Here is an 18109-nt window from a genome sequence, read left to right on the forward strand (position 1 = left end):
CAGATGTTGTAAATGTAGCACAAACTATTTCAAGTTGGGGATTTAGTATTACTCCTGAAGAAATTACTACTTTAACCACAAATATAGGAGAGCATACTATACTTTCAAGAACAGGGGGAGCCCCGACTTTTGCTATAGGTGTAGCTTTGATCTTGCATGAACTTTTTGGCGGCGTGGATTTGATGGCTTTTTGGTATCATTTTGCTATATTGTTTGAAGCTTTATTTATTTTAACAGCGGTGGATGCTGGGACAAGGGCTTGTCGTTTTATGGTGCAAGATATATTGGGTAATGTTTATAAACCTTTAGGAGATATTCATAATTATCCAGCTGGACTTTTGGCTACGGCTTTAAGTGTTGCAGGTTGGGGATATTTTCTTTATCAAGGTGCCATTGATCCTAAGGGAGGAATTTATACGCTTTGGCCTCTTTTTGGCGTGAGTAATCAAATGCTTGCGGGTATGGCTTTGCTTCTTGCTACAACTATACTTGTAAAAATGGGCAAGGCAAGATATACTTGGGTTACTTTAGTACCTGCGGTATTTGTCTTAGTGGCAACTCTGTATGGAGGAATTCAAAAAATTATGCCTTATGAAGAAGGCAATAAAGTAGCAAATGCGGTAAGTCATGTAGCCGCCGTTAGCATACAAAGTCAAAAAATTAAAGATTTAGAATTTAAATTAAATAATACTAAAGATGAAAAAGAAATTTCTACAATTAAAAAAGAAATTTCAATAGCCACTCAAAATAAAGTTGGAAATTTACTTAATGCAATTCTTTGTGTGTTCTTTATGATAGCTACCTTGCTTGTTATAATTTCTTGTATAGGAATTTGCTTAGGTAAAATTAAAATTCCTCTTAAAGAAACTAAGTATATTAAGATTGATGAATTTCAAAAAATTTAAGTATTATTATGAAAAAGCCGAAAGGTTTTTTCATCCCTTGGTGGGACTTTCTAGTTATGATAAGTATTTAGAACACATGAAACAAAAACATCCAGGAAAAATTCCAAAAACCAGAGGGGAATTTTTCAAAGAATGTCTAGATAAAAAATATAATAGTGGCGGTTTAAATAAATGCTGATAAGCTTAAAGGATAAAGTTTTATCATACAAAATAAGCTTTAAGCATTTAAAAAGCCATGAATTCTTTTAAGTTCTTCACTAATAGGCTTTTTCTTTCCATCTCTTGTAACACTTACATAAGTTACTAAAGCCGAAGTTACATTAATGCAAGAAGTACAACCTTGAGAATCCACTCTTTGAGCTGTGACTTCTACTTCAACGCTGATTGAAGTATTGCCCACATTTACAATCTTAGAATAACAAGAAATTATATCGCCTATAAAAACAGGTTCTTTAAAAACTACTTTATCCATAGAGATGGTTACAACGCGTTCAGGAGAAAGTTCTCTTGCTGCGATAGCTCCTGCTAAATCGATTTGTGAAAGTATCCATCCGCCAAAAATATTTCCTGCTGGATTTGTGTCACTTGGCATAGCTACAATTTTTAATTTTGGTTCTCCCATATCTCTCATTTTTACTCCTTATTTTAAAAAATGAATTATAATTAAAAAAGTTAAAAAGGAGAACAAAAGTATGAATAATTTTAAAGAAATAGCTAAATTGGTTAGAAAATACAAAGAAAGAAATAATGCGTTATATGAGTTTTTAGACAAAGAAGATGTGGGTGAGTATTTTAGATCTTTGATTTCTTTAAGTGAATTAAAACAAGATAAAACAACTATGCTAGCCATACTTAGGCGTTTGGTTGATTTAAAGGAAGAAAATTTAGTTCAAGAGTGGAAAAAAAACAACTTTAAGGAAGATAAGATTATAGAGTTAAAACATAAGTTCTATGAAGAGGTTAGAAAGTTTTATGAAAAAGAACATCAAAATTTAATTAATGAAATAAAAGAGAAAAAACTTTTAAATAATTTTTATCAGTCTTTAATACAAGGAGTGCATAATATAGGTTTAATTATGAATATTTTTGAAATTTTTTGGACTAAAGAAATTATAGAAAAAAATAATAAAATTTTATCTACTCAATTTCCAAATTTAGATGATGCAATGGAATTTTTACGTAAAAATCATTTATATCAAAAAACTCCAGAAGGAGAAATTTGTGAGCGAAGCTATGGTGTTTTAGTTAGAATAGGAAATTTATGGAAATTTGTTCCTTATGCGAGATTTTTTGAAAATGAAATTTTAAAATTAGAATTTGCTTTTGAAAATATGATTGATCAGCTTAAAATATTTGCTAGCAACGAAGAGGAAAAAGCTTATATAGAATATTTTGAAAAATTAAAATTAGCGTTTTGTGAAAAAGATGAAGATAGAGTTATAAAAACTTGGCAAGAAGCTGAATTTGCTTGGATGAAAGTAAAATCACCTTTGCAAGTGGGACATCCTTTAGAATATTATGAAGATAATTATACTCATGCGGTAGCATTAGAATGGGATATAAGAATAGAAGATGAGAATGAATTTGATGTTTTGAAATTTGGTAGTGAAATTAAGGAAAGTTTTGAACATGTTTATAAAAATATAGGACTTGAAGATTGTGAATTAGAAAAAGAAGTTTTATCTAATATAGAAAAAACTCAACTTTATATTTGCACTCCGATGATATTTTATGGTGCTGAACTTAAAGGTTTATTCTCAGCTCAAGTCGTTCCAAATGATGAGTTTGTAAGTTCTAAGGCAGGTAAAAAAATATTTGCCTTTATAAATTTTGTATATGAAAATGCTAAAACAAAGCCTTTTATGAAAATTTCTAGCGAGGTTTTTGATAAAGAATTTTTGGATTTTGGAAGAAATATTTTATTTTATCAGGAAAAAATTTGGAAAAGGGTTTATGAAGTATCAACTATAGGTCATGAATTTGGTCATATATTTTTTATTGCTAATGATACCGAAAAAACAATGAATCAGAGTGGTTTTTTTAAAAATATAGAAGAATATAAAGCTACTACAGGTGGACTTATAAATTTCTTTTATCATGAACAAGATGACTTGATAATGCCTGTTTTTCATGAACTTATAAAAAGAGCTATTGGACTTATTTCTTGGCAAAGGGTTGATGAAGTTAGACCTTATTATACGGAAGGACTTATTCATCTTAGCTTGCTTTTTGAAAGCGAAGTATTGATTTTTGAAAATAATAATTTGAAGATAAATTTTGATTTAGGGCATTATGAAAAATTTAAAGAATTAACTTTAAAAAATTATCATGAATTGGCAAAACACTATGCTTTAAGACTTGATGCAAAAGAGTTTTTAAGTAGATTTTGTGAAATTGAAGATAATATTTTTCTTCCTATTATGCCTAAGTGTAAAGAATTTGTTAAATTTTATTATGATTTATACGAGAAAATTGGTAATGAAATTGATAATAGTGGAGAATTTGAAAGATATAAGAAAAAATAATAAAATTTTTTGAAAAAAACTTAAAAAAAGCTGTTTTTTACTTGATATTGTTTTTTAAATATGCTAAAATTAGGCGTTTCAATTAAAACAAAGGAGCTTTTATGACTAAAGCAGATTTTATTTCATTAGTTGCTCAAACAGCTGGGCTAACAAAAAAAGACGCTACTACTGCTACTGATGCAGTTATTTCTACTATTACTGATGTTTTAGCTAAAGGTGATAGCATCAGTTTTATTGGTTTTGGTACTTTTTCAACTCAAGAAAGAGCTGCTAGAGAAGCTAGAGTACCAAGCACAGGAAAAACAATCAAAGTTCCTGCTACAAGAGTTGCAAAATTTAAGGTAGGTAAAAACCTTAAAGAAGCTGTTGCAAAAGCAAGCGGCAAAAAGAAAAAATAAAACTTCGGCTAGATAAATTCTAGCCTTCTTTCTTAATTGATCCAGATATTTTATATCTTTTATTTACTTTATTTTTTTAAACTTTTATAAAACTATCATTATTAAATAAAAAAGGATATTAAAATTATGAAAGTATATGAAAAAGTAAGTGAGCTTATAGGAAATACTCCTATTATACATTTGAAAAAATTTGGTATTAATGTTTTTGCTAAATGTGAATTTTTAAATCCTAGTCATTCTATAAAAGATAGAGCAGCTTTTGAAATGATTAAAGATGCTTTAGATAGCAAAAAAATTAATCAAGATGCTACAATAGTTGAAGCAACTAGTGGAAATACTGGAATTTCTTTGGCTATGATTTGTGCAGATTTGGGACTTAAATTTATTGCTGTAATGCCCGAATCTATGAGTTTAGAAAGAAGGCAAATGATAACACTCTTTGGTGCTAGGTTGGAATTAACTCCTGCAAATTTAGGAATGAAAGGAGCAGTTGATAAAGCAAATGAAATATTATTAAATACTCCAAATTCTTTTATGGTTTCTCAATTTGAAAATATCTCAAATAAAAATGCACATCGTAAGAGTACGGCTTTAGAAATTTTAAGAGATTTGGATAATGAACTTGATATTTTTGTAGCTGGTTTTGGAACTGGTGGTACTATCAGTGGAGTTGGGGAAATACTAAAAGAAAAATTAGAAAAAGTGCATATTGTTGGAGTCGAGCCTCTAAATTCTCCATTGCTTAGTAAAGGTGAAGCAGGAAGCCATAAAATACAAGGAATAGGGGCGAATTTTATACCTGCTATTTTAAATAAAGAAGTTATAGATCAAGTGATCACGGTAAGCAATGAAGATGCTATAAATACAGCCAAAGAACTTGCCAAAAGTGGTTTAATGGTAGGTATATCAAGTGGAGCAAATGTATTTGCCGCAAGTATGCTAGCAAAGAAATTTCCAGATAAAAGAATTTTAACTATGCTAAACGATACGGCTGAAAGATACCTCTCAACTGATCTTTTTGCTTAAGTATAATTATTGAGAATTTAGAAAAATTCTAAGTTCTCTTAAAATTTCTTGTGGATTTAAATCGCTAATTTCTTTATAAAAATGACCTTTTTCATCAATGAGATAAAGCATATTGCTATGTGCTATAGAATAACCCATAAAAGAATCATTTAGATCTATTTTTTGATATTGAACATTATATTGTTTTGTTATTTTTTGAAGAGTTTTTTCATCTTTTGCAATTAAGGTATCTGCTTTTGGGTAAAAGTATCGTAACCATTCGTTTGTATTGCTTAAGTTATTATCTCTATTTGGATCTAAAGAAATAAAAAGAATGTGAGCTTTAGGATTATTGATTTGCTTTAAGACTTTGCCTACTAAACTAAGAGTTGCTGGACAAACATCAGGGCAATAAGTGTATCCAAAATAGATAATAAGCTTATCTCCTTTAAAATCTTTTAGGGTGGTTTCCTCTTTTAAATCTGATTTTAAGATAAAATCATAAGAATTTTGATGATTTTTAAGGAAAAATATTACACCTAAAATAATGGCAACTATCACTATAAACAAAATAATATTTTTTTTCATTTTTTTAGCTCAAAATCAAAATAAAATCCTATGGGTTTATTATTATCCATAAATTCTACCCTAAAACGCATAGTATCCAAAACACAAGTAGCAAGAACTATTTTGCTTTCATAATCTGTTGAATTTAATCGATGTATTTTAGGTTTAATTTCACCCATATACATATTTAATCCATAAATTTTAATTCCTAAGTTGTTATAATTTCCTAGATTTACAATCTTTAGATTTGTAACATCTAAAGATTGTAAGGGTTTGGGATTTAGGGAAATTAAGACTTTTTTATTGTTAAAACTATATGTGCAGTCTTTAACATTAAGATCGCAAGTCAATGGGGTAGAAAAACCAGTTTTTGTTATTTTTTGAGAATCTTTTATTACATAAAAATCAAAAATAATATATAAAATAGCAATAACAAAAGCAAAAGCTAAGATAAAAATAATTTTTCTCATTAATTAAAATTCTTTAGAATCAATATTTTTTAACTCTATGGTTTTGTGATTATTAAATTTTAAATCTAAATTTACCTTTGTGTCTTTAATAATAGGTTTTTTTAGTTTTAAAAGCATTATATGGTAACCTCCAGATTTAAGCTCTGTGCTTGAATGAGCTTTTATAATAATTTCAGGAATTTTTTGCATCATCATTTTTCCATCTTTATGTATATGTGTATGCAGTTCACTGACTTCACTGATATCGCTTTTGGCACTTATTAGAGCAATATCCTTATCAGTATTATTAAAAATAGTAAGAAAAATAGCACTATTTTGCGCATGAGGTGGAGTTTGTTTTACAAAGGCATTTTTTACCTCTATATCATTAACAGCCCAAAGATTTACAGCAAAAAGAGCACCTAAGAGAAGAATTTTTTTCATATTGTATCCTTATTTTTATAATATTAAATATTTGTTCATTATATCAAAAAATATTTTTATTTGAATATAAAATTTTGAAAATTTTTCAATGTGTGTTACCTGTTTGAAATTTTTTGCATAGTAACATCAAAATCAAAGAAAAAACCAGTTGGAGCATTATTGTTTAAAAATTCAACCCTAAATCTAGAATCATCGGTAATGCTTCTACCTATAAAATTTATAAGAATATCACCATTAACTATATTAAATTTAGGAATGATATCGCCTATATAGGAATTTAAACTATAAATTTTAATCTTTAAATTAGAATAATGAGGAAAATTCTTAATTTTTATAGTAGTTTTATTGAAAATTTTTATAGGTTTTGGGTAGACTGAAACTTCAATATTTTTTTTATTAAAAGAAAAAACACAATCTTGTAAATTTAAGTCACAAGTTAGAGGTTGGCATGTATTTAAGCTAAATATACTTTCTTTCTTTTTATCATATAATGTATAAAAAGCTAAAAACAAAATGCCTAAAAAAGACATTCCTATAAAAAAATTTCTTATCATTATAGACAACCTTTTAAAACAAGCCTTTATGATTTGTAAAAATTATATCATAAATAAGGCTGCATTGTTAATATAATTAATATTTTTTAAGAAAAAAAATATTATAATCACAAACATTTTTGACTTAAAAAATTTGAAATACCTAAGGAAAAACATTGTTAAAACGACTTGCTTTATTAATTGCACTTTCTTCATTGATGTTGCATGCCTCAGATCTTGTTAAAATTTATCTTAATCAAGGATTAGATGCTGTTGGTGTAGCGATTGAAAAAGAATTAACTCAAAAGGATTTTTGGTTAAGTGAAATAGGAGATAAAAATATTTCACTTGGATACTATGATGATAATGTTGCTATCGTGCTTACAAATAAAACAGATAAAATTCTCCGTGTTTATTCTTACGAGGACGGAAAAATAAGAAAAGATTTTGAACAAAAAGAAATAATAACTGGATTAATGGGTGATAAAAAAATAGAAGGAGATTTGAAAACGCCAGTAGGTTTTTATGAGTTAGGCCGTAAGTTTAATCCAGGTGATCCTTATTATGGTCCCTTTGCTTTTGCCACAACTTATCCAAATTTACTTGATAAAGTACAAGGAAAAACAGGTGGTGGTATTTGGATCCATGGCTATCCTTTAGATGGTTCTAGACTTGATGAATTTAAAACAAGAGGGTGTATTGCTTTATTTAATAATAATTTGGAGAAATTTGCAAAAGTTGTGCAAGATAAAAAAGTTTTTGTTATGACAGAAGAAAAAGAAAAAATTAGAGCTAAAAAGGATCAAATCGCTAGTTTATTGGCTGATCTTTTTACATGGAAACTAGCTTGGACAAATAGTGACACTAATGCCTATTTAAGTTTTTATGATGAGCAAGAATTTAAACGTTTTGATAAAATGAAATTTGAACAGTTTGCTTCCATGAAAAAATCTATTTTTTCTCGTAAAGAAGATAAAAAGATTAAATTTTCAGATATTAATATCAGCCCTTATCCGAATTTAGAAAATGAAACTATGTATAGAATTTCATTTTATGAGGATTATTACACTAAAAACTATCAGTTTAGAGGCGATAAAATTTTATACGTTAAGATAGATAGTAAAGGTAAAATGAAAATTTTAGCAGAGCAATAAATGTCTTTAATAAAAATTGATCAAAAAGCTTATGAATACAATTTAAGACATATTGCTAAAAAAATAGGGAGTTTTCAAAGATTAATTTGTGTTTTTAAAGATAATGCATATGGACATGGAGCTAAGCTTTTAGCTCCATTAGCCAAAAATTTAGGAGTTTCTTTTGTTGCTGTTAAGAGTGAAGAAGAAGCTCGAGAAATCGAAGAATTTTTTGAGAATATATTAATACTATCACATCGTCCTCATGGTAATGAAAATTCTCGATTTATTTATGCTTTAAATGACATTTCTCAAGTAAAAAATTACAAGCAAGATATAAAAATACATCTAAAAATAGATACAGGCATGCATCGCAATGGAATTTGTGTAGAAAATTTAGAGTATGCTATAAATCTTATTCAAGGTAGTGATTTAAAACTTACTGGAATGTTTACACATTTTGCTAGTGCAGATGAAATGGATGGAAGTTTTTTTGTTCAAAAAGAAAATTTTCAAAAAGCTAAAAAGATAGTAAAAAAATATTTTTCAAATTTATTATTTCATTCGTATAATTCTGCAGCATTATTTAGAGGGAAAATTCCTGAAGATGAATATTGTAGAGTTGGGCTTGTTCAATTTGGATATGGGGATTCAAATTTAAAAAGAGTTTTAAGTTTGTATGCTCATAGATTAAGTCAAAGGATTTTACAAAAAGGACAGAGCATAGGATATGGAGGCATTTTTACTGCTGCAAAGGATATGGAAGTAGCAACTTATGATTTGGGTTATGCTGATGGTCTTTTCCGCTACAATGGAAAAGGGGAGTTGGTGCTTGGAAATGGAAAAACAATGCTTGGAAAGATGTCAATGGATAGTTTTTCTTGTGAAAATTCTGGTGAGGAAATTTGCGTGTTTAAAGATGCTGATATTTGGGCTGATTTTTTTCATACTATTAACTATGAAATTTTAGTAAAATTAAATCCTAATATTCAAAGAGTTCTAGTATAAATATGTTTAATATAGTTTTAGTTCACCCTAGAATACCGCAAAATACAGGTAGTATAGGTAGAATGTGCTTTAATGCTGGTTTTAAACTTCATATTGTTAAACCAATTGTTTTTGATATTTCACAAAAGGCTGTTAGAAGGGCAGGACTTGATTACTGGGATAAATTAGAGCCTATTATTTGGGAGAATCTTGAAGAATTTTTGAATGAAAATATGATTTATAAAAATCGCTTTTTTTTCGCAACAACTAAGAGTCAAAAAGCTTATTTTGATGCAGAATTTCAAAAAAATGATTTCTTATTCTTTGGAAGTGAGAGTTATGGTTTGCCTATGGAATTAATGCAATTAAATTGGGAAAATGCTATAACTATACCTATGAAATCTTATGGAAGAAGTTTAAATTTAGCCACAAGCGTTGGTATAATCTCTTATGAAGCTTTAAGACAAAATTTTAGAAATTTTGCTTCTTAAAAGTTTCAAATTTACACAATAGCTTAAAACAAATAAAATCATAAAGTCCTTTTTATAAAAATTATGTTAAAGTAAAATTTAGATTATTTTTTGAGGAGTTTAGATGAATTTAGATATTATGCTAGATTTTGCCAATAAAGCGTCTGATATTATAGCTAATAAGATTGTCCCAAATACAGACATTATTATGGTAGTTTTACTTATTGTTTGTGGGCTTTATTATAGTTTTTTAACTCGCTTTGTTCAGTTTCGTATGTTGAGTTCTGTATTTAAAATTCTTACAGAAAAAAACGAAGGACACGCTAAAGAACATATTTCACCTTTTCAAGCATTAATGATCTCAACTGCTTCTAGAGTTGGTATAGGAAATATTGCTGGAATTTCTTTGGCATTGGCTACAGGTGGAGCTGGTGCTTTATTTTGGATGTGGGTTATGGCATTTTTTGGTGGTGCCTCAGCATTTGCTGAAAGTACCTTAGCTCAAGTTTACAAATCAAAAGATGATACAGGCGGGTTTAAAGGTGGTCCAGCTTATTATATAAAAAAAGCCTTAGGCTCACATTTTTTTGGAGCTTTTTTTGCTTTTATTCTTATTATTACTTATGCTTATGGATTTAATGGACTTCAAAGTCAAACAATGACTTCGTCTTTTAAAGTTTATTATGATATGTTTAATCCAAATGCTGCTGTAGATTTTGCATCAAGTTCTTGGCCAATGATTATTGGTATTGTTTTAACTATTTTTGGTGCATGGATGTTTTTTTCTCACCATACTAAAATAGGTAAAATTAGTTCTTTAATTGTTCCTTTTATGGCTTTAGCTTATGTTTTACTTGCCGTGATTGCTGTTTTAATGAATTTTGATAAAATTCCTTCTGTGATTCATATGATTTTACAAAGTGCTTTTGATTTTAAAGCGATTTTTGGTGGTTTTGCTGGTTCTGCTTTGGTTATAGGGATTAAAAGAGGACTTTTTTCAAATGAAGCGGGTATGGGCTCGGCACCTAATGCAGCTGCAGCAGCTTTGACAAGTCATCCAGCTAAACAAGGTGTTATACAAGCCTTTTCAGTTTTAATTGATGTTGTTGTTTGTACAAGTTCTGGATTTTTAGTTCTTTTTTCTATGGCATATTTAGGACTTGGAGAAAGTAAAATTGATGGTGGAATGCCTTTAGTTCAAGAAGCTATGCGTGAGTATTACGGTAGCTTTGGAATCCATTTTATTACTATAGCTATTGTTCTTTTTGCAATAACTTCTTTAATAGGAAATTATTATTATGCTCAAGCTAATGTTAAATATTTAACAAATTCCAAATTTGTAATGAATTTGTTTAGAATTACAGCTGTGGCTATGATTTTTATAGGCTCGCAAATGAATTTAAAACTTGCTTGGAATTTGGCTGATTTGACTATGGCTTTCATGGCAACGACAAATATTATATCTTTATTGCTTTTAGGTGGTATAGTAAATAAAGTTTTAAAAGATTTTAATACGCAACAAAAATCTGGTATAGATCCTAAATTTAATGCTAGCAAACTTGGAATTAAAAACGCTGAATGTTGGGATTAAAATTCATAAGCCTTAGTGGCTTATGAATTAATGATTTAAAACCTTGTTTAAAAATTCTCTCAATCTTTCATTGCTAGGATTTTCAAATACTTCTTTAGGGCTTGCATCAACAGCAATTTTTCCTTTATCCATAAAAAATATACGATTGGCAACATTTCTAGCAAAGCCCATTTCATGAGTTACTACAAGCATAGTTAAACCTTCTTTTGCAACATCTTTCATAATGCTTAGAACCTCGCCTATCATTTCAGGATCTAGAGCTGAAGTAGGTTCATCAAATAAAATAACATCAGGATTCATCATCAAGCTTCTAGCAATAGCTATGCGTTGTTTTTGTCCGCCAGAAAGCTTATGGGGCATTATATTTTCTTTGTCTGCTAAACCCACCTTAGCAAGAAGTAATTTTGCTTTTTTTATGGCTTCTTCTTGACTTAAAATTCCTGTTTTAATGGGCGTTAAACATAAATTTTCCATAACATTTTTATTAGCAAAAAGATTAAAATGCTGAAATACCATGCTAACTTTTTGCCTGATCTTATTAATATCAATTTCTTTATCAAGTATGTTTTGCTTATTGATTAAAATTTCCCCACTATCAGCTAGTTCTAAGCGATTGATGCAGCGTAAAAATGTACTTTTTCCGCCTCCACTTGGACCTATGATAGCTATTACATCGCCTTTTGAGATTGTAGTGTTAATATTTTTTAAAACTTCTAATTCTCCATATTTTTTTTGTAAATTTTTAACTTCAATCATTTTTATTCATCCTAAGTTCAAGTTTTTTTGCAAAATAGCTAAAAATTTTTACACTTACATAATAAACAAGTCCAGTGAAAATAATAGGTTTTGGATTGTAAAGTACGGCTTGCAAGCTTTGACTTTGCATGGTAATATCAATAACACTAATAAATCCTACAACAGAAGTTTCCTTAAATAAAGAAATAAATTCATTAGCTAATGCAGGTAGAATGTTTTTAGTAGCCTGTGGAAGAATAATTTCTTTCATTGAAGTTTTGTAATCAAGTCCCATTGCTCTTGCAGCTTCCATTTGTCCCTTATCTACACTATTAATGCCACTTCTTACAATTTCTGCTATATAAGCTGAGCTATTAAGTCCTAGTGCAAGAATGGCTGCATAAAGGTTATCTATAAAAGTAAAAATTACAAAAGCAAAAATCATCAATTGTAAAATTACTGGTGTTCCTCGTATAATGTCTATATATTCATCTATAATAAAATTAAGCGTTTTAAATTTAGAGAAGTGTAAAATAGCTAAACTAAAACCAATAATCACTCCGATAATAACAGCGCAAGCAGTTAATAAAAGTGTAATAAGATAACTTTTTAAATAAGCTTTTGCATTTTCTGTATAGCCATAGCTTACAACTCCACTAGGATCTTGAATTTTTAATATTTCTATTGGGAAAGAAAAATAGCCCCATAAAATAATAATAACAAAAAAAACAAAAATTCTTATATTTTTCTGATTCAATTTGTAAACCTTTTCAGAGAAATTATTTAAAAAAAGATTTTATAGAAATATCTTTGAATTTTCTCTAAAGATTTAAAAAAATGTGTTAGAATTTCCCAAAAATAAGGTTGTATTTATGGAAATTTTAGATTTCATTCTAATAGTTATTTTTGTGTTTTTAATGATTGTTTTGGTTATAGGTTTCAATCATCAAATGATGCAAAAAAACAAAGAAAGAGAAGAAAGATTTAAAAAATATAAAAAAGGAGAACAAAATGAGTAAAAAAGTATTAATTCCATTGGCTCAAGGTTTTGAAGAAGCTGAATTTATAGGAATTGCGGATGTTTTAAAACGAGCAAGAGAATTAAATCCAGATTTGGAAGTTGTTATAGCTTCGTTAAACAGTGAGTTATTAGTAAAAGGTGCTAATGGCATTAGTATAAAAGCAGATTGTTCTATAGAGGATGTTGATATAGAAAATTTAGATGCCATTGCTTTGGCGGGTGGCTTTGAAGGTATGATGAATCTTAAGAATTCAAATGTTATTTTAAATATCATTAAACAACTTCATAGCAAAAATAAAATTGTTGCCGCAATCTGTGCTTCTCCTATAGTCTTAAATGAAGCAGGTGTTTTAGAGGGCGAGTTTGCTTGCTATCCTAGTTGTGAAGTTGGACTTAATGGAAATCGTGTTAACAAGGCTGTAGTTGTAAATAAAAATGTTATAACTTCAGCAGGTCCAGCTACGGCAATTCTTTTTGGTTTAGAGCTAGCTAAAAAGTTATGCGGTGATGAAATTTATCAAAAATTATATGAGGGAATGTTGCTACCTTTGACAAAATAGTTTAAATGGTAGTTTTTCTACCATTTAAACTAAAATAAAGCTTGAGGATTTTCTTTTTTTGTTTTTTCCTTAGGCAGTTCAAAACCTCCAAGCATATGAAAATGCAAATGAAAAACTTCTTGTCCACTATTTTTTCCACAGTTTGTTACCAAGCGATATCCACTTTTATCTACACCTAAAAGAACAGCTAATTCTTGTATGAAACTTGTCATTTTGGCCATAAGTTCAGGATCAAATTCTTGAAAGTCTTTAAAATGTTTTTTAGGGATTATAAGTATATGTATAGGTGCTTTGGGTGCAATATCATGAAATGCTAGAAAATCGTCACTTTCAAGCACTTTATTGCATGGAAGTTTACCTTCAACTATGAGTTCAAAAATTGTTTTTTCTTGCATTATTTATCCTTTTTTATTGTTGGTTTGATACAATTATATCTTTAAAGTTTGGTTTTTATGCTGAATTTAAAATAGTTTTTAATAGAATTAGAACTTGAAATATTTTATTTAAGGTAAGAAAATTGCAAAATTTTATAGAACAGATTCAAAAATGTGAGAATTTAAATGATTTGGAAGCCATTAGGATTTCCGTTCTTGGAAAAAAAGGTATTTTAACAGAAGGCTTTACAAAGCTTAAAGAGTTAGAAGATGAGGCGAAAAAAGAATTTGCTGCTAAATTAAATGCACAAAAAGAAATATTTAATGAGGCTTATTTAGCCAAATTTAAAGATTTGGAAAATCTTGCTTTAGAAGAAAGAATGAAACAAGATGCTTTAAATTTTAACTATTTTGATGAAAGTATTACAACAGGTGCCTTGCATCCTGTTATGAGCACCATGGATAAAATCATAGAGTATTTTATAGCTTTGAATTTTAGCATAGAAAAAGGGCCTTTAATAGAAGATGACTTTCATAATTTTGAAGCGTTAAATTTGCCTAAATCTCACCCTGCAAGAGATATGCAAGATACCTTTTATTTTGATGATAAAAGGCTTTTAAGAACACAAACTTCGCCAGTGCAAATACGGACAATGCTTGCACAAAAACCTCCTATTAGGATGATAGCCCCTGGTGCTGTATTTAGAAGAGATTTTGATATTACGCATACTCCTATGTTTCATCAAGTTGAAGGCCTTGTGGTGGAAGAAGGGCAAAAGGTTAGCTTTGCAAATTTAAAAAGTGTATTGGAAGATTTTTTGCGTTATATGTTCGGAGATGTGAAAGTTCGTTTTCGTCCAAGTTTTTTCCCATTTACAGAGCCTTCTGCTGAAGTTGATATTTCTTGTGTATTTTGCAAAGGAAAGGGTTGTAGAGTTTGCAAACATACAGGTTGGCTTGAAGTTTTAGGATGTGGAATAGTTGATCCTAATGTTTATAATTTTGTTGGTTATGAAAATGTAAGTGGTTATGCTTTTGGATTGGGAGTAGAACGTTTTGCAATGCTTTTGCATCAAATTCCAGATTTAAGATCTTTATTTGAAGGTGATTTGAGATTATTGGAGCAGTTTAGATGATAATTACTAAAAGTTGGTTGAATGATTGGTTAGAACTTGAAGAAATAAGTTCAGATAAAATAGCTAAAACTTTAAACTCTATAGGTATAGAAGTTGATAGGGTTGGCGCTTTAAAGGCTCCAGATAAAGTTGTTGTAGGCTATGTTAAGGAAAAAATTAAACATGAAAATTCAGATAAATTAAGCATTTGTCAAGTTGATATCGGAAGTGAAACCTTGCAAATTGTCTGCGGTGCTGCGAATGTTGATGCAGGACAATTTGTAGCTGTTGCAACTAAAGGTGCTATCATGCCAAACGGTATGGAAATAAAAGAAGCAAAATTGCGAGGAGTGGATTCTTGTGGTATGCTTTGTTCTAGTTTAGAACTGGGTTTTGAAAAAATCAATGAAGGAATTATGCTTTTAGATGAGAGTATAGGGAAATTAGAACTTGGGAGAGCTTTAAATACTTATGAAATTTTTAATGATGAGCTAATAGAAGTGGAACTTACTCCTAATAGGGGTGATTGTTTAAGTATTTATGGTATAGCTCGTGATTTAGCCGCAGCTTTAAATTTAAATTTAAAAGAACCAAAACCATTTAAAGAAAGTGAAAATGTTTTAGGTATCGGTAGAATTTTGCGCTTAGCAGCTGAGAAAGAACTTAATGGACTTTATAATTATCGAGCCATAGGGCTAAAAGAAGAAATTCAAACAAATTTATTGCTTAGTTTAAGACTTGCTCAAATTGAAGGTTTGGGAAAAAATTCCATAGAAAATTTATTAAATTATGCAACGCATTCAACTGGTGTTCTTTTTAATGCTTATGATTTAAGTAGTTTTTCTGAAAAAGATGAAGAATTTACCATTAATTTAAGCAAGCAAGTGCATGGAGAAACAAAAGTATCTTACAAAGATAAACTTTTAAGCTTTAGCGGAATTTTCCAAAATAATGAAAGTAGATGTAAAGATGATTCTAAAATAATTATTATTGAGGCTAATTATACCGATCCATTGGTAATTGCAGATGCTAAAATATATCATAAAGATCAAGATGAAAAAATGCTTTATAGAAGTTTTAGGGGAAGTGAACCTAAATTAAATTTAGGAATGGATTTTTTGCTTAGTATTTTTGAGCAGATTCCAAATCTTGCTATTTATAGTTCTTCTCAACAAATTTTAACCGACAAAGAATTACCAATCATACCAATAAGTATTGAAAGTATTGGCGATATAATAGGGCAAAATGTTGATAAAGATGAAGTATTAAAAATATTAAAGAAATTAGGTTTTGAGCTCATACTTTCAGGTGAAGGGCTTATAAATGTTAAAGCACCTTTACATCGTCCTGATATTAAAAATTTATCAGATATTTGCGAGGAAGTTGTAAGAATTATAGGTATTGATAATATTGCCTCCAAGGGTTTAGAATTTATAGAAAAAAATCGTTTAAATTCTGCATATAAAAATTATATTGAATTTTTAAATTTAAGGAAAAGAGCAGTAGCTAGTGGTTATTTTGAAAGCTTACATTACGTTTTGGATAATGAAGAAGAACTTAAAAGATTGGGTTTTGATTCTGTTAAACTAAAACTAATCAATCCAATTACAGCAGAACTTAATACTTTAAGAACAACCCTTTTAAATCATTTGTTAAATGCAGCAAGTTTAAATGCAAAAAATTCTAAAAAAATTATTAAACTTTTTGAACTAGGGGCTGTTTTCAATGTTAATAATCAAGAATTAAACCATATCGCATTTATCCATTCTGGCTTAAAAGAAGAAGCTAAAATTTCCAACAAGGCCAAACCTGAATCGGTGCAATTTTATGATTTTCTTTTAGATATTAAAAATATTATAGGTGATTTTAAACTAAAATCATCAAAATATAATATTTTAAGCCCTTATGAACAAGCAGATATTTATCTATCAGATATTAAAGTAGGTTTTATAGGCCGTTTGCATTTAAAAATAGAAAATGAGAGAGATTTACCAAAAACATATATTTGCGAACTTGATTTAGATTTAATCAGGCAAGATTTTAAAATAGCTAAGCCTTACTCCAAATTCCCAGCTATCACTAGAGATCTTAGCGTGTTAATACCTAAAGGTTTTGAATACAATCAGATTAAAAATTGTATCGAAGAATTGAATTTAGAAATACTTGAAAATTTTCGTTTAGTTGATATTTATAGTGATGAAAACCTTAAAGAATTTTATAGCATTACTATAAGTTTTTCTTTTAGGGATATAAATAAAACTCTAGAAGATAATCAAGTGAATGAATGTATGGATAAAATTTTAAATACTCTTAAAAATTTGGGTCTTGATTTAAGATGAAAATTTACAAATTGCAAACCCCTGTAAATGCTATACTTGAAAATATAGCAGCAGATAAAAGCATATCTCATCGTTTTGCTATATTTTCGCTTTTAACACAAGAAGAAAATAAGGCTCAAAATTATCTCTTAGCTCAAGATACTTTAAACACTCTTGAAATTATAAAAAATCTTGGAGCTAAAATTGAACAAAAAGATTCTTGCGTCAAAATTATACCCCCTAAAGAAATTTTATCTCCAAATTGTATTTTAGACTGTGGAAATTCAGGAACTGCTATACGTTTGATGATAGGATTTTTAGCAGGAATTTCTGGTTTTTTTGTTTTAAGTGGAGATAAGTATTTAAACAATCGTCCTATGAGAAGGATAAGCAAACCACTTACTCAAATAGGCGCTAGAATTTATGGAAGAAATGAGGCAAATTTAGCTCCACTTTGTATAGAAGGTCAAAAATTAAAAGCTTTTAATTTTAAAAGCGAAATTTCTTCGGCTCAAGTTAAAACAGCTATGATTTTATCTGCTTTTAGAGCTGATAATGTATGCACTTTTAGTGAAATTTCTCTTAGTCGAAATCATAGTGAAAACATGCTAAAGGCTATGAAAGCTCCAATAAGGGTTAGTAATGATGGCTTAAGTCTTGAAATAAATCCTTTAAAAAAACCTTTAAAAGCTCAAAATATAATCATTCCTAATGATCCTTCTTCGGCTTTTTATTTTGTTTTAGCAGCTATTATTTTGCCTAAATCTCAAATTATTTTAAAAAATATTTTGCTTAATCCTACTCGTATAGAGGCGTATAAAATTTTGCAAAAAATGGGTGCCAAGCTTGAAATGACAATAACTCAAAATGATTTTGAAACTATTGGTGAGATCAGGGTGGAGTCTAGCAAGCTTAATGGCATAGAAGTTAAAGATAATATCGCTTGGTTAATAGACGAAGCGCCTGCTTTGGCTATAGC

At 29.0% G+C, this 18109-nt stretch carries 21 protein-coding genes and 1 pseudogene; 14 read left to right on the top strand and 8 right to left on the bottom strand.

Features of this window, described 5'->3' with window-relative positions; all coding sequences use genetic code 11:
• Both ELQ06_RS08175 and kcuS read left to right on the top strand, forming a co-directional pair.
• A partial coding sequence (locus tag ELQ06_RS08175; RefSeq protein ID WP_279586438.1) for a carbon starvation CstA 5TM domain-containing protein occupies positions 1–905 on the top strand: 905 nt, incomplete at its 5' end.
• A complete protein-coding gene (gene kcuS, locus ELQ06_RS08180; protein ID WP_002867452.1) occupies positions 886–1083 on the top strand; it encodes a KCU-star family selenoprotein in 198 nt (65 codons plus the stop codon). The genes ELQ06_RS08175 and kcuS, both read left to right, overlap by 20 nt.
• 39 nt (positions 1084–1122) lie before the next feature.
• Here kcuS and ELQ06_RS08185 read toward each other — a convergent pair whose 3' ends face one another.
• The gene (locus ELQ06_RS08185; RefSeq protein WP_052797705.1) at positions 1123–1536 is read right to left on the bottom strand and encodes an acyl-CoA thioesterase; all 414 of its coding nucleotides are present in this window, start codon (positions 1534–1536) and stop codon (positions 1123–1125) included.
• 61 nt (positions 1537–1597) lie between these two features.
• Between ELQ06_RS08185 and ciaB the strand changes: the two genes are divergently transcribed.
• The 3 genes from ciaB to cysM all read left to right on the top strand — a co-directional run bounded on the left by ciaB (position 1598) and on the right by cysM (position 4854).
• Positions 1598–3430 (top strand): invasion protein CiaB, encoded by a 1833-nt coding sequence (ciaB, locus tag ELQ06_RS08190; protein ID WP_052781813.1) that lies wholly within the window; start codon positions 1598–1600, stop codon positions 3428–3430.
• 101 nt (positions 3431–3531) lie between these two features.
• Positions 3532–3828: an HU family DNA-binding protein gene (locus ELQ06_RS08195; RefSeq protein WP_002859562.1), complete on the top strand. Its 297-nt coding sequence runs from the start codon at positions 3532–3534 to the stop codon at positions 3826–3828.
• A 126-nt stretch (positions 3829–3954) separates the two neighbouring features.
• Positions 3955–4854 carry a cysteine synthase B gene (cysM, locus tag ELQ06_RS08200; protein WP_052793837.1) on the top strand — a complete coding sequence of 300 codons (900 nt, stop codon included), beginning with the start codon at positions 3955–3957 and terminating at the stop codon, positions 4852–4854.
• Positions 4855–4860: 6 nt separating this feature from the next.
• On the opposite strand, the gene ELQ06_RS08205 is transcribed toward cysM, so the two are convergent.
• The 4 genes and pseudogenes from ELQ06_RS08205 to ELQ06_RS08220 all read right to left on the bottom strand — a co-directional run bounded on the left by ELQ06_RS08205 (position 4861) and on the right by ELQ06_RS08220 (position 6847).
• Positions 4861–5421: an SCO family protein gene (locus ELQ06_RS08205; RefSeq protein WP_052797706.1), complete on the bottom strand. Its 561-nt coding sequence runs from the start codon at positions 5419–5421 to the stop codon at positions 4861–4863.
• The gene (locus ELQ06_RS08210) at positions 5418–5870 is read right to left on the bottom strand and encodes a hypothetical protein (RefSeq protein ID WP_052797707.1); all 453 of its coding nucleotides are present in this window, start codon (positions 5868–5870) and stop codon (positions 5418–5420) included. Before ELQ06_RS08210 ends, ELQ06_RS08205 begins: the two co-directional genes overlap by 4 nt.
• Before the next feature lie 3 nt (positions 5871–5873).
• On the bottom strand, positions 5874–6293 hold the full coding sequence (locus ELQ06_RS08215) for a copper chaperone PCu(A)C (protein WP_002935814.1): 420 nt from the start codon (positions 6291–6293) through the stop codon (positions 5874–5876).
• A gap of 85 nt (positions 6294–6378) precedes the next feature.
• Positions 6379–6847, bottom strand: a pseudogene (locus tag ELQ06_RS08220) (hypothetical protein).
• 155 nt (positions 6848–7002) lie between these two features.
• On the opposite strand from ELQ06_RS08220, the gene ELQ06_RS08225 reads away from it, so the two are divergent.
• The 4 genes from ELQ06_RS08225 to ELQ06_RS08240 all read left to right on the top strand — a co-directional run bounded on the left by ELQ06_RS08225 (position 7003) and on the right by ELQ06_RS08240 (position 11007).
• Complete coding sequence (locus ELQ06_RS08225; RefSeq protein ID WP_002870168.1) at positions 7003–7980, top strand: murein L,D-transpeptidase family protein; 978 nt, start codon at positions 7003–7005, stop codon at positions 7978–7980.
• Complete coding sequence (locus ELQ06_RS08230) at positions 7981–8967, top strand: alanine racemase (RefSeq protein ID WP_052795999.1); 987 nt, start codon at positions 7981–7983, stop codon at positions 8965–8967. It begins immediately after the preceding gene.
• Between the two features lie 2 nt (positions 8968–8969).
• A complete protein-coding gene (locus tag ELQ06_RS08235; protein WP_002852450.1) occupies positions 8970–9437 on the top strand; it encodes a tRNA (cytidine(34)-2'-O)-methyltransferase in 468 nt (155 codons plus the stop codon).
• Positions 9438–9540: 103 nt separating this feature from the next.
• The gene (locus ELQ06_RS08240; protein ID WP_052797708.1) at positions 9541–11007 is read left to right on the top strand and encodes a sodium:alanine symporter family protein; all 1467 of its coding nucleotides are present in this window, start codon (positions 9541–9543) and stop codon (positions 11005–11007) included.
• A gap of 27 nt (positions 11008–11034) precedes the next feature.
• Here ELQ06_RS08240 and ELQ06_RS08245 read toward each other — a convergent pair whose 3' ends face one another.
• Both ELQ06_RS08245 and ELQ06_RS08250 read right to left on the bottom strand, forming a co-directional pair.
• Positions 11035–11763: an amino acid ABC transporter ATP-binding protein gene (locus tag ELQ06_RS08245; protein WP_002858785.1), complete on the bottom strand. Its 729-nt coding sequence runs from the start codon at positions 11761–11763 to the stop codon at positions 11035–11037.
• Positions 11756–12499, bottom strand: a complete 744-nt coding sequence (locus tag ELQ06_RS08250; RefSeq protein ID WP_002852595.1) for an amino acid ABC transporter permease — start codon at positions 12497–12499, stop codon at positions 11756–11758. Before ELQ06_RS08250 ends, ELQ06_RS08245 begins: the two co-directional genes overlap by 8 nt.
• Before the next feature lie 82 nt (positions 12500–12581).
• On the opposite strand from ELQ06_RS08250, the gene ELQ06_RS08255 reads away from it, so the two are divergent.
• Complete coding sequence (locus ELQ06_RS08255) at positions 12582–12761, top strand: hypothetical protein (RefSeq protein ID WP_010891894.1); 180 nt, start codon at positions 12582–12584, stop codon at positions 12759–12761.
• Positions 12754–13323 (top strand): DJ-1 family glyoxalase III, encoded by a 570-nt coding sequence (locus ELQ06_RS08260; RefSeq protein ID WP_002869165.1) that lies wholly within the window; start codon positions 12754–12756, stop codon positions 13321–13323. Before ELQ06_RS08255 ends, ELQ06_RS08260 begins: the two co-directional genes overlap by 8 nt.
• 29 nt (positions 13324–13352) lie before the next feature.
• Here the strand turns inward: ELQ06_RS08260 and ELQ06_RS08265 are convergent, their stop codons facing one another.
• Entirely contained in the window at positions 13353–13718 is a 366-nt protein-coding gene (locus ELQ06_RS08265; protein ID WP_002857192.1) for a histidine triad nucleotide-binding protein, read from the bottom strand.
• A gap of 122 nt (positions 13719–13840) precedes the next feature.
• Here ELQ06_RS08265 and pheS point away from each other — a divergent pair, with 122 nt between their 5' ends.
• The 3 genes from pheS to ELQ06_RS08280 all read left to right on the top strand — a co-directional run.
• Positions 13841–14833, top strand: a complete 993-nt coding sequence (gene pheS / locus ELQ06_RS08270; protein WP_002852567.1) for a phenylalanine--tRNA ligase subunit alpha — start codon at positions 13841–13843, stop codon at positions 14831–14833.
• Positions 14830–17151, top strand: coding sequence for a phenylalanine--tRNA ligase subunit beta (pheT, locus tag ELQ06_RS08275; RefSeq protein WP_134237505.1), 2322 nt, complete (start codon positions 14830–14832; stop codon positions 17149–17151). Before pheS ends, pheT begins: the two co-directional genes overlap by 4 nt.
• Positions 17148–18109, top strand: a 962-nt coding sequence (locus tag ELQ06_RS08280; RefSeq protein WP_134237506.1) for a 3-phosphoshikimate 1-carboxyvinyltransferase, incomplete at its 3' end; no start/stop codon positions are given. The genes pheT and ELQ06_RS08280, both read left to right, overlap by 4 nt.

The sequence above is a fragment of the Campylobacter sp. CH246 genome (assembly GCF_004378835.1).
In the GTDB taxonomy this organism is placed as follows: domain Bacteria; phylum Campylobacterota; class Campylobacteria; order Campylobacterales; family Campylobacteraceae; genus Campylobacter_D; species Campylobacter_D jejuni.

Excerpts from the sequence above, each read along its gene's own strand:
- ELQ06_RS08235 (WP_002852450.1), top strand. The coding sequence starts at position 8,970 with ATGTTTAATATAGTTTTAGTTCACCCTAGAATACCGCAAAATACAGGT.
- ELQ06_RS08205 (WP_052797706.1), bottom strand. The coding sequence starts at position 5,421 with ATGAAAAAAAATATTATTTTGTTTATAGTGATAGTTGCCATTATTTTA.
- ELQ06_RS08210 (WP_052797707.1), bottom strand. The coding sequence starts at position 5,870 with ATGAGAAAAATTATTTTTATCTTAGCTTTTGCTTTTGTTATTGCTATT.
- pheT (WP_134237505.1), top strand. The coding sequence starts at position 14,830 with ATGATAATTACTAAAAGTTGGTTGAATGATTGGTTAGAACTTGAAGAA.
- ELQ06_RS08215 (WP_002935814.1), bottom strand. The coding sequence starts at position 6,293 with ATGAAAAAAATTCTTCTCTTAGGTGCTCTTTTTGCTGTAAATCTTTGG.
- ELQ06_RS08240 (WP_052797708.1), top strand. The coding sequence starts at position 9,541 with ATGAATTTAGATATTATGCTAGATTTTGCCAATAAAGCGTCTGATATT.
- ELQ06_RS08230 (WP_052795999.1), top strand. The coding sequence starts at position 7,981 with ATGTCTTTAATAAAAATTGATCAAAAAGCTTATGAATACAATTTAAGA.
- ciaB (WP_052781813.1), top strand. The coding sequence starts at position 1,598 with ATGAATAATTTTAAAGAAATAGCTAAATTGGTTAGAAAATACAAAGAA.
- ELQ06_RS08185 (WP_052797705.1), bottom strand. The coding sequence starts at position 1,536 with ATGAGAGATATGGGAGAACCAAAATTAAAAATTGTAGCTATGCCAAGT.
- ELQ06_RS08265 (WP_002857192.1), bottom strand. The coding sequence starts at position 13,718 with ATGCAAGAAAAAACAATTTTTGAACTCATAGTTGAAGGTAAACTTCCA.
- ELQ06_RS08195 (WP_002859562.1), top strand. The coding sequence starts at position 3,532 with ATGACTAAAGCAGATTTTATTTCATTAGTTGCTCAAACAGCTGGGCTA.
- ELQ06_RS08245 (WP_002858785.1), bottom strand. The coding sequence starts at position 11,763 with ATGATTGAAGTTAAAAATTTACAAAAAAAATATGGAGAATTAGAAGTT.
- cysM (WP_052793837.1), top strand. The coding sequence starts at position 3,955 with ATGAAAGTATATGAAAAAGTAAGTGAGCTTATAGGAAATACTCCTATT.
- ELQ06_RS08260 (WP_002869165.1), top strand. The coding sequence starts at position 12,754 with ATGAGTAAAAAAGTATTAATTCCATTGGCTCAAGGTTTTGAAGAAGCT.
- kcuS (WP_002867452.1), top strand. The coding sequence starts at position 886 with ATGAATTTCAAAAAATTTAAGTATTATTATGAAAAAGCCGAAAGGTTT.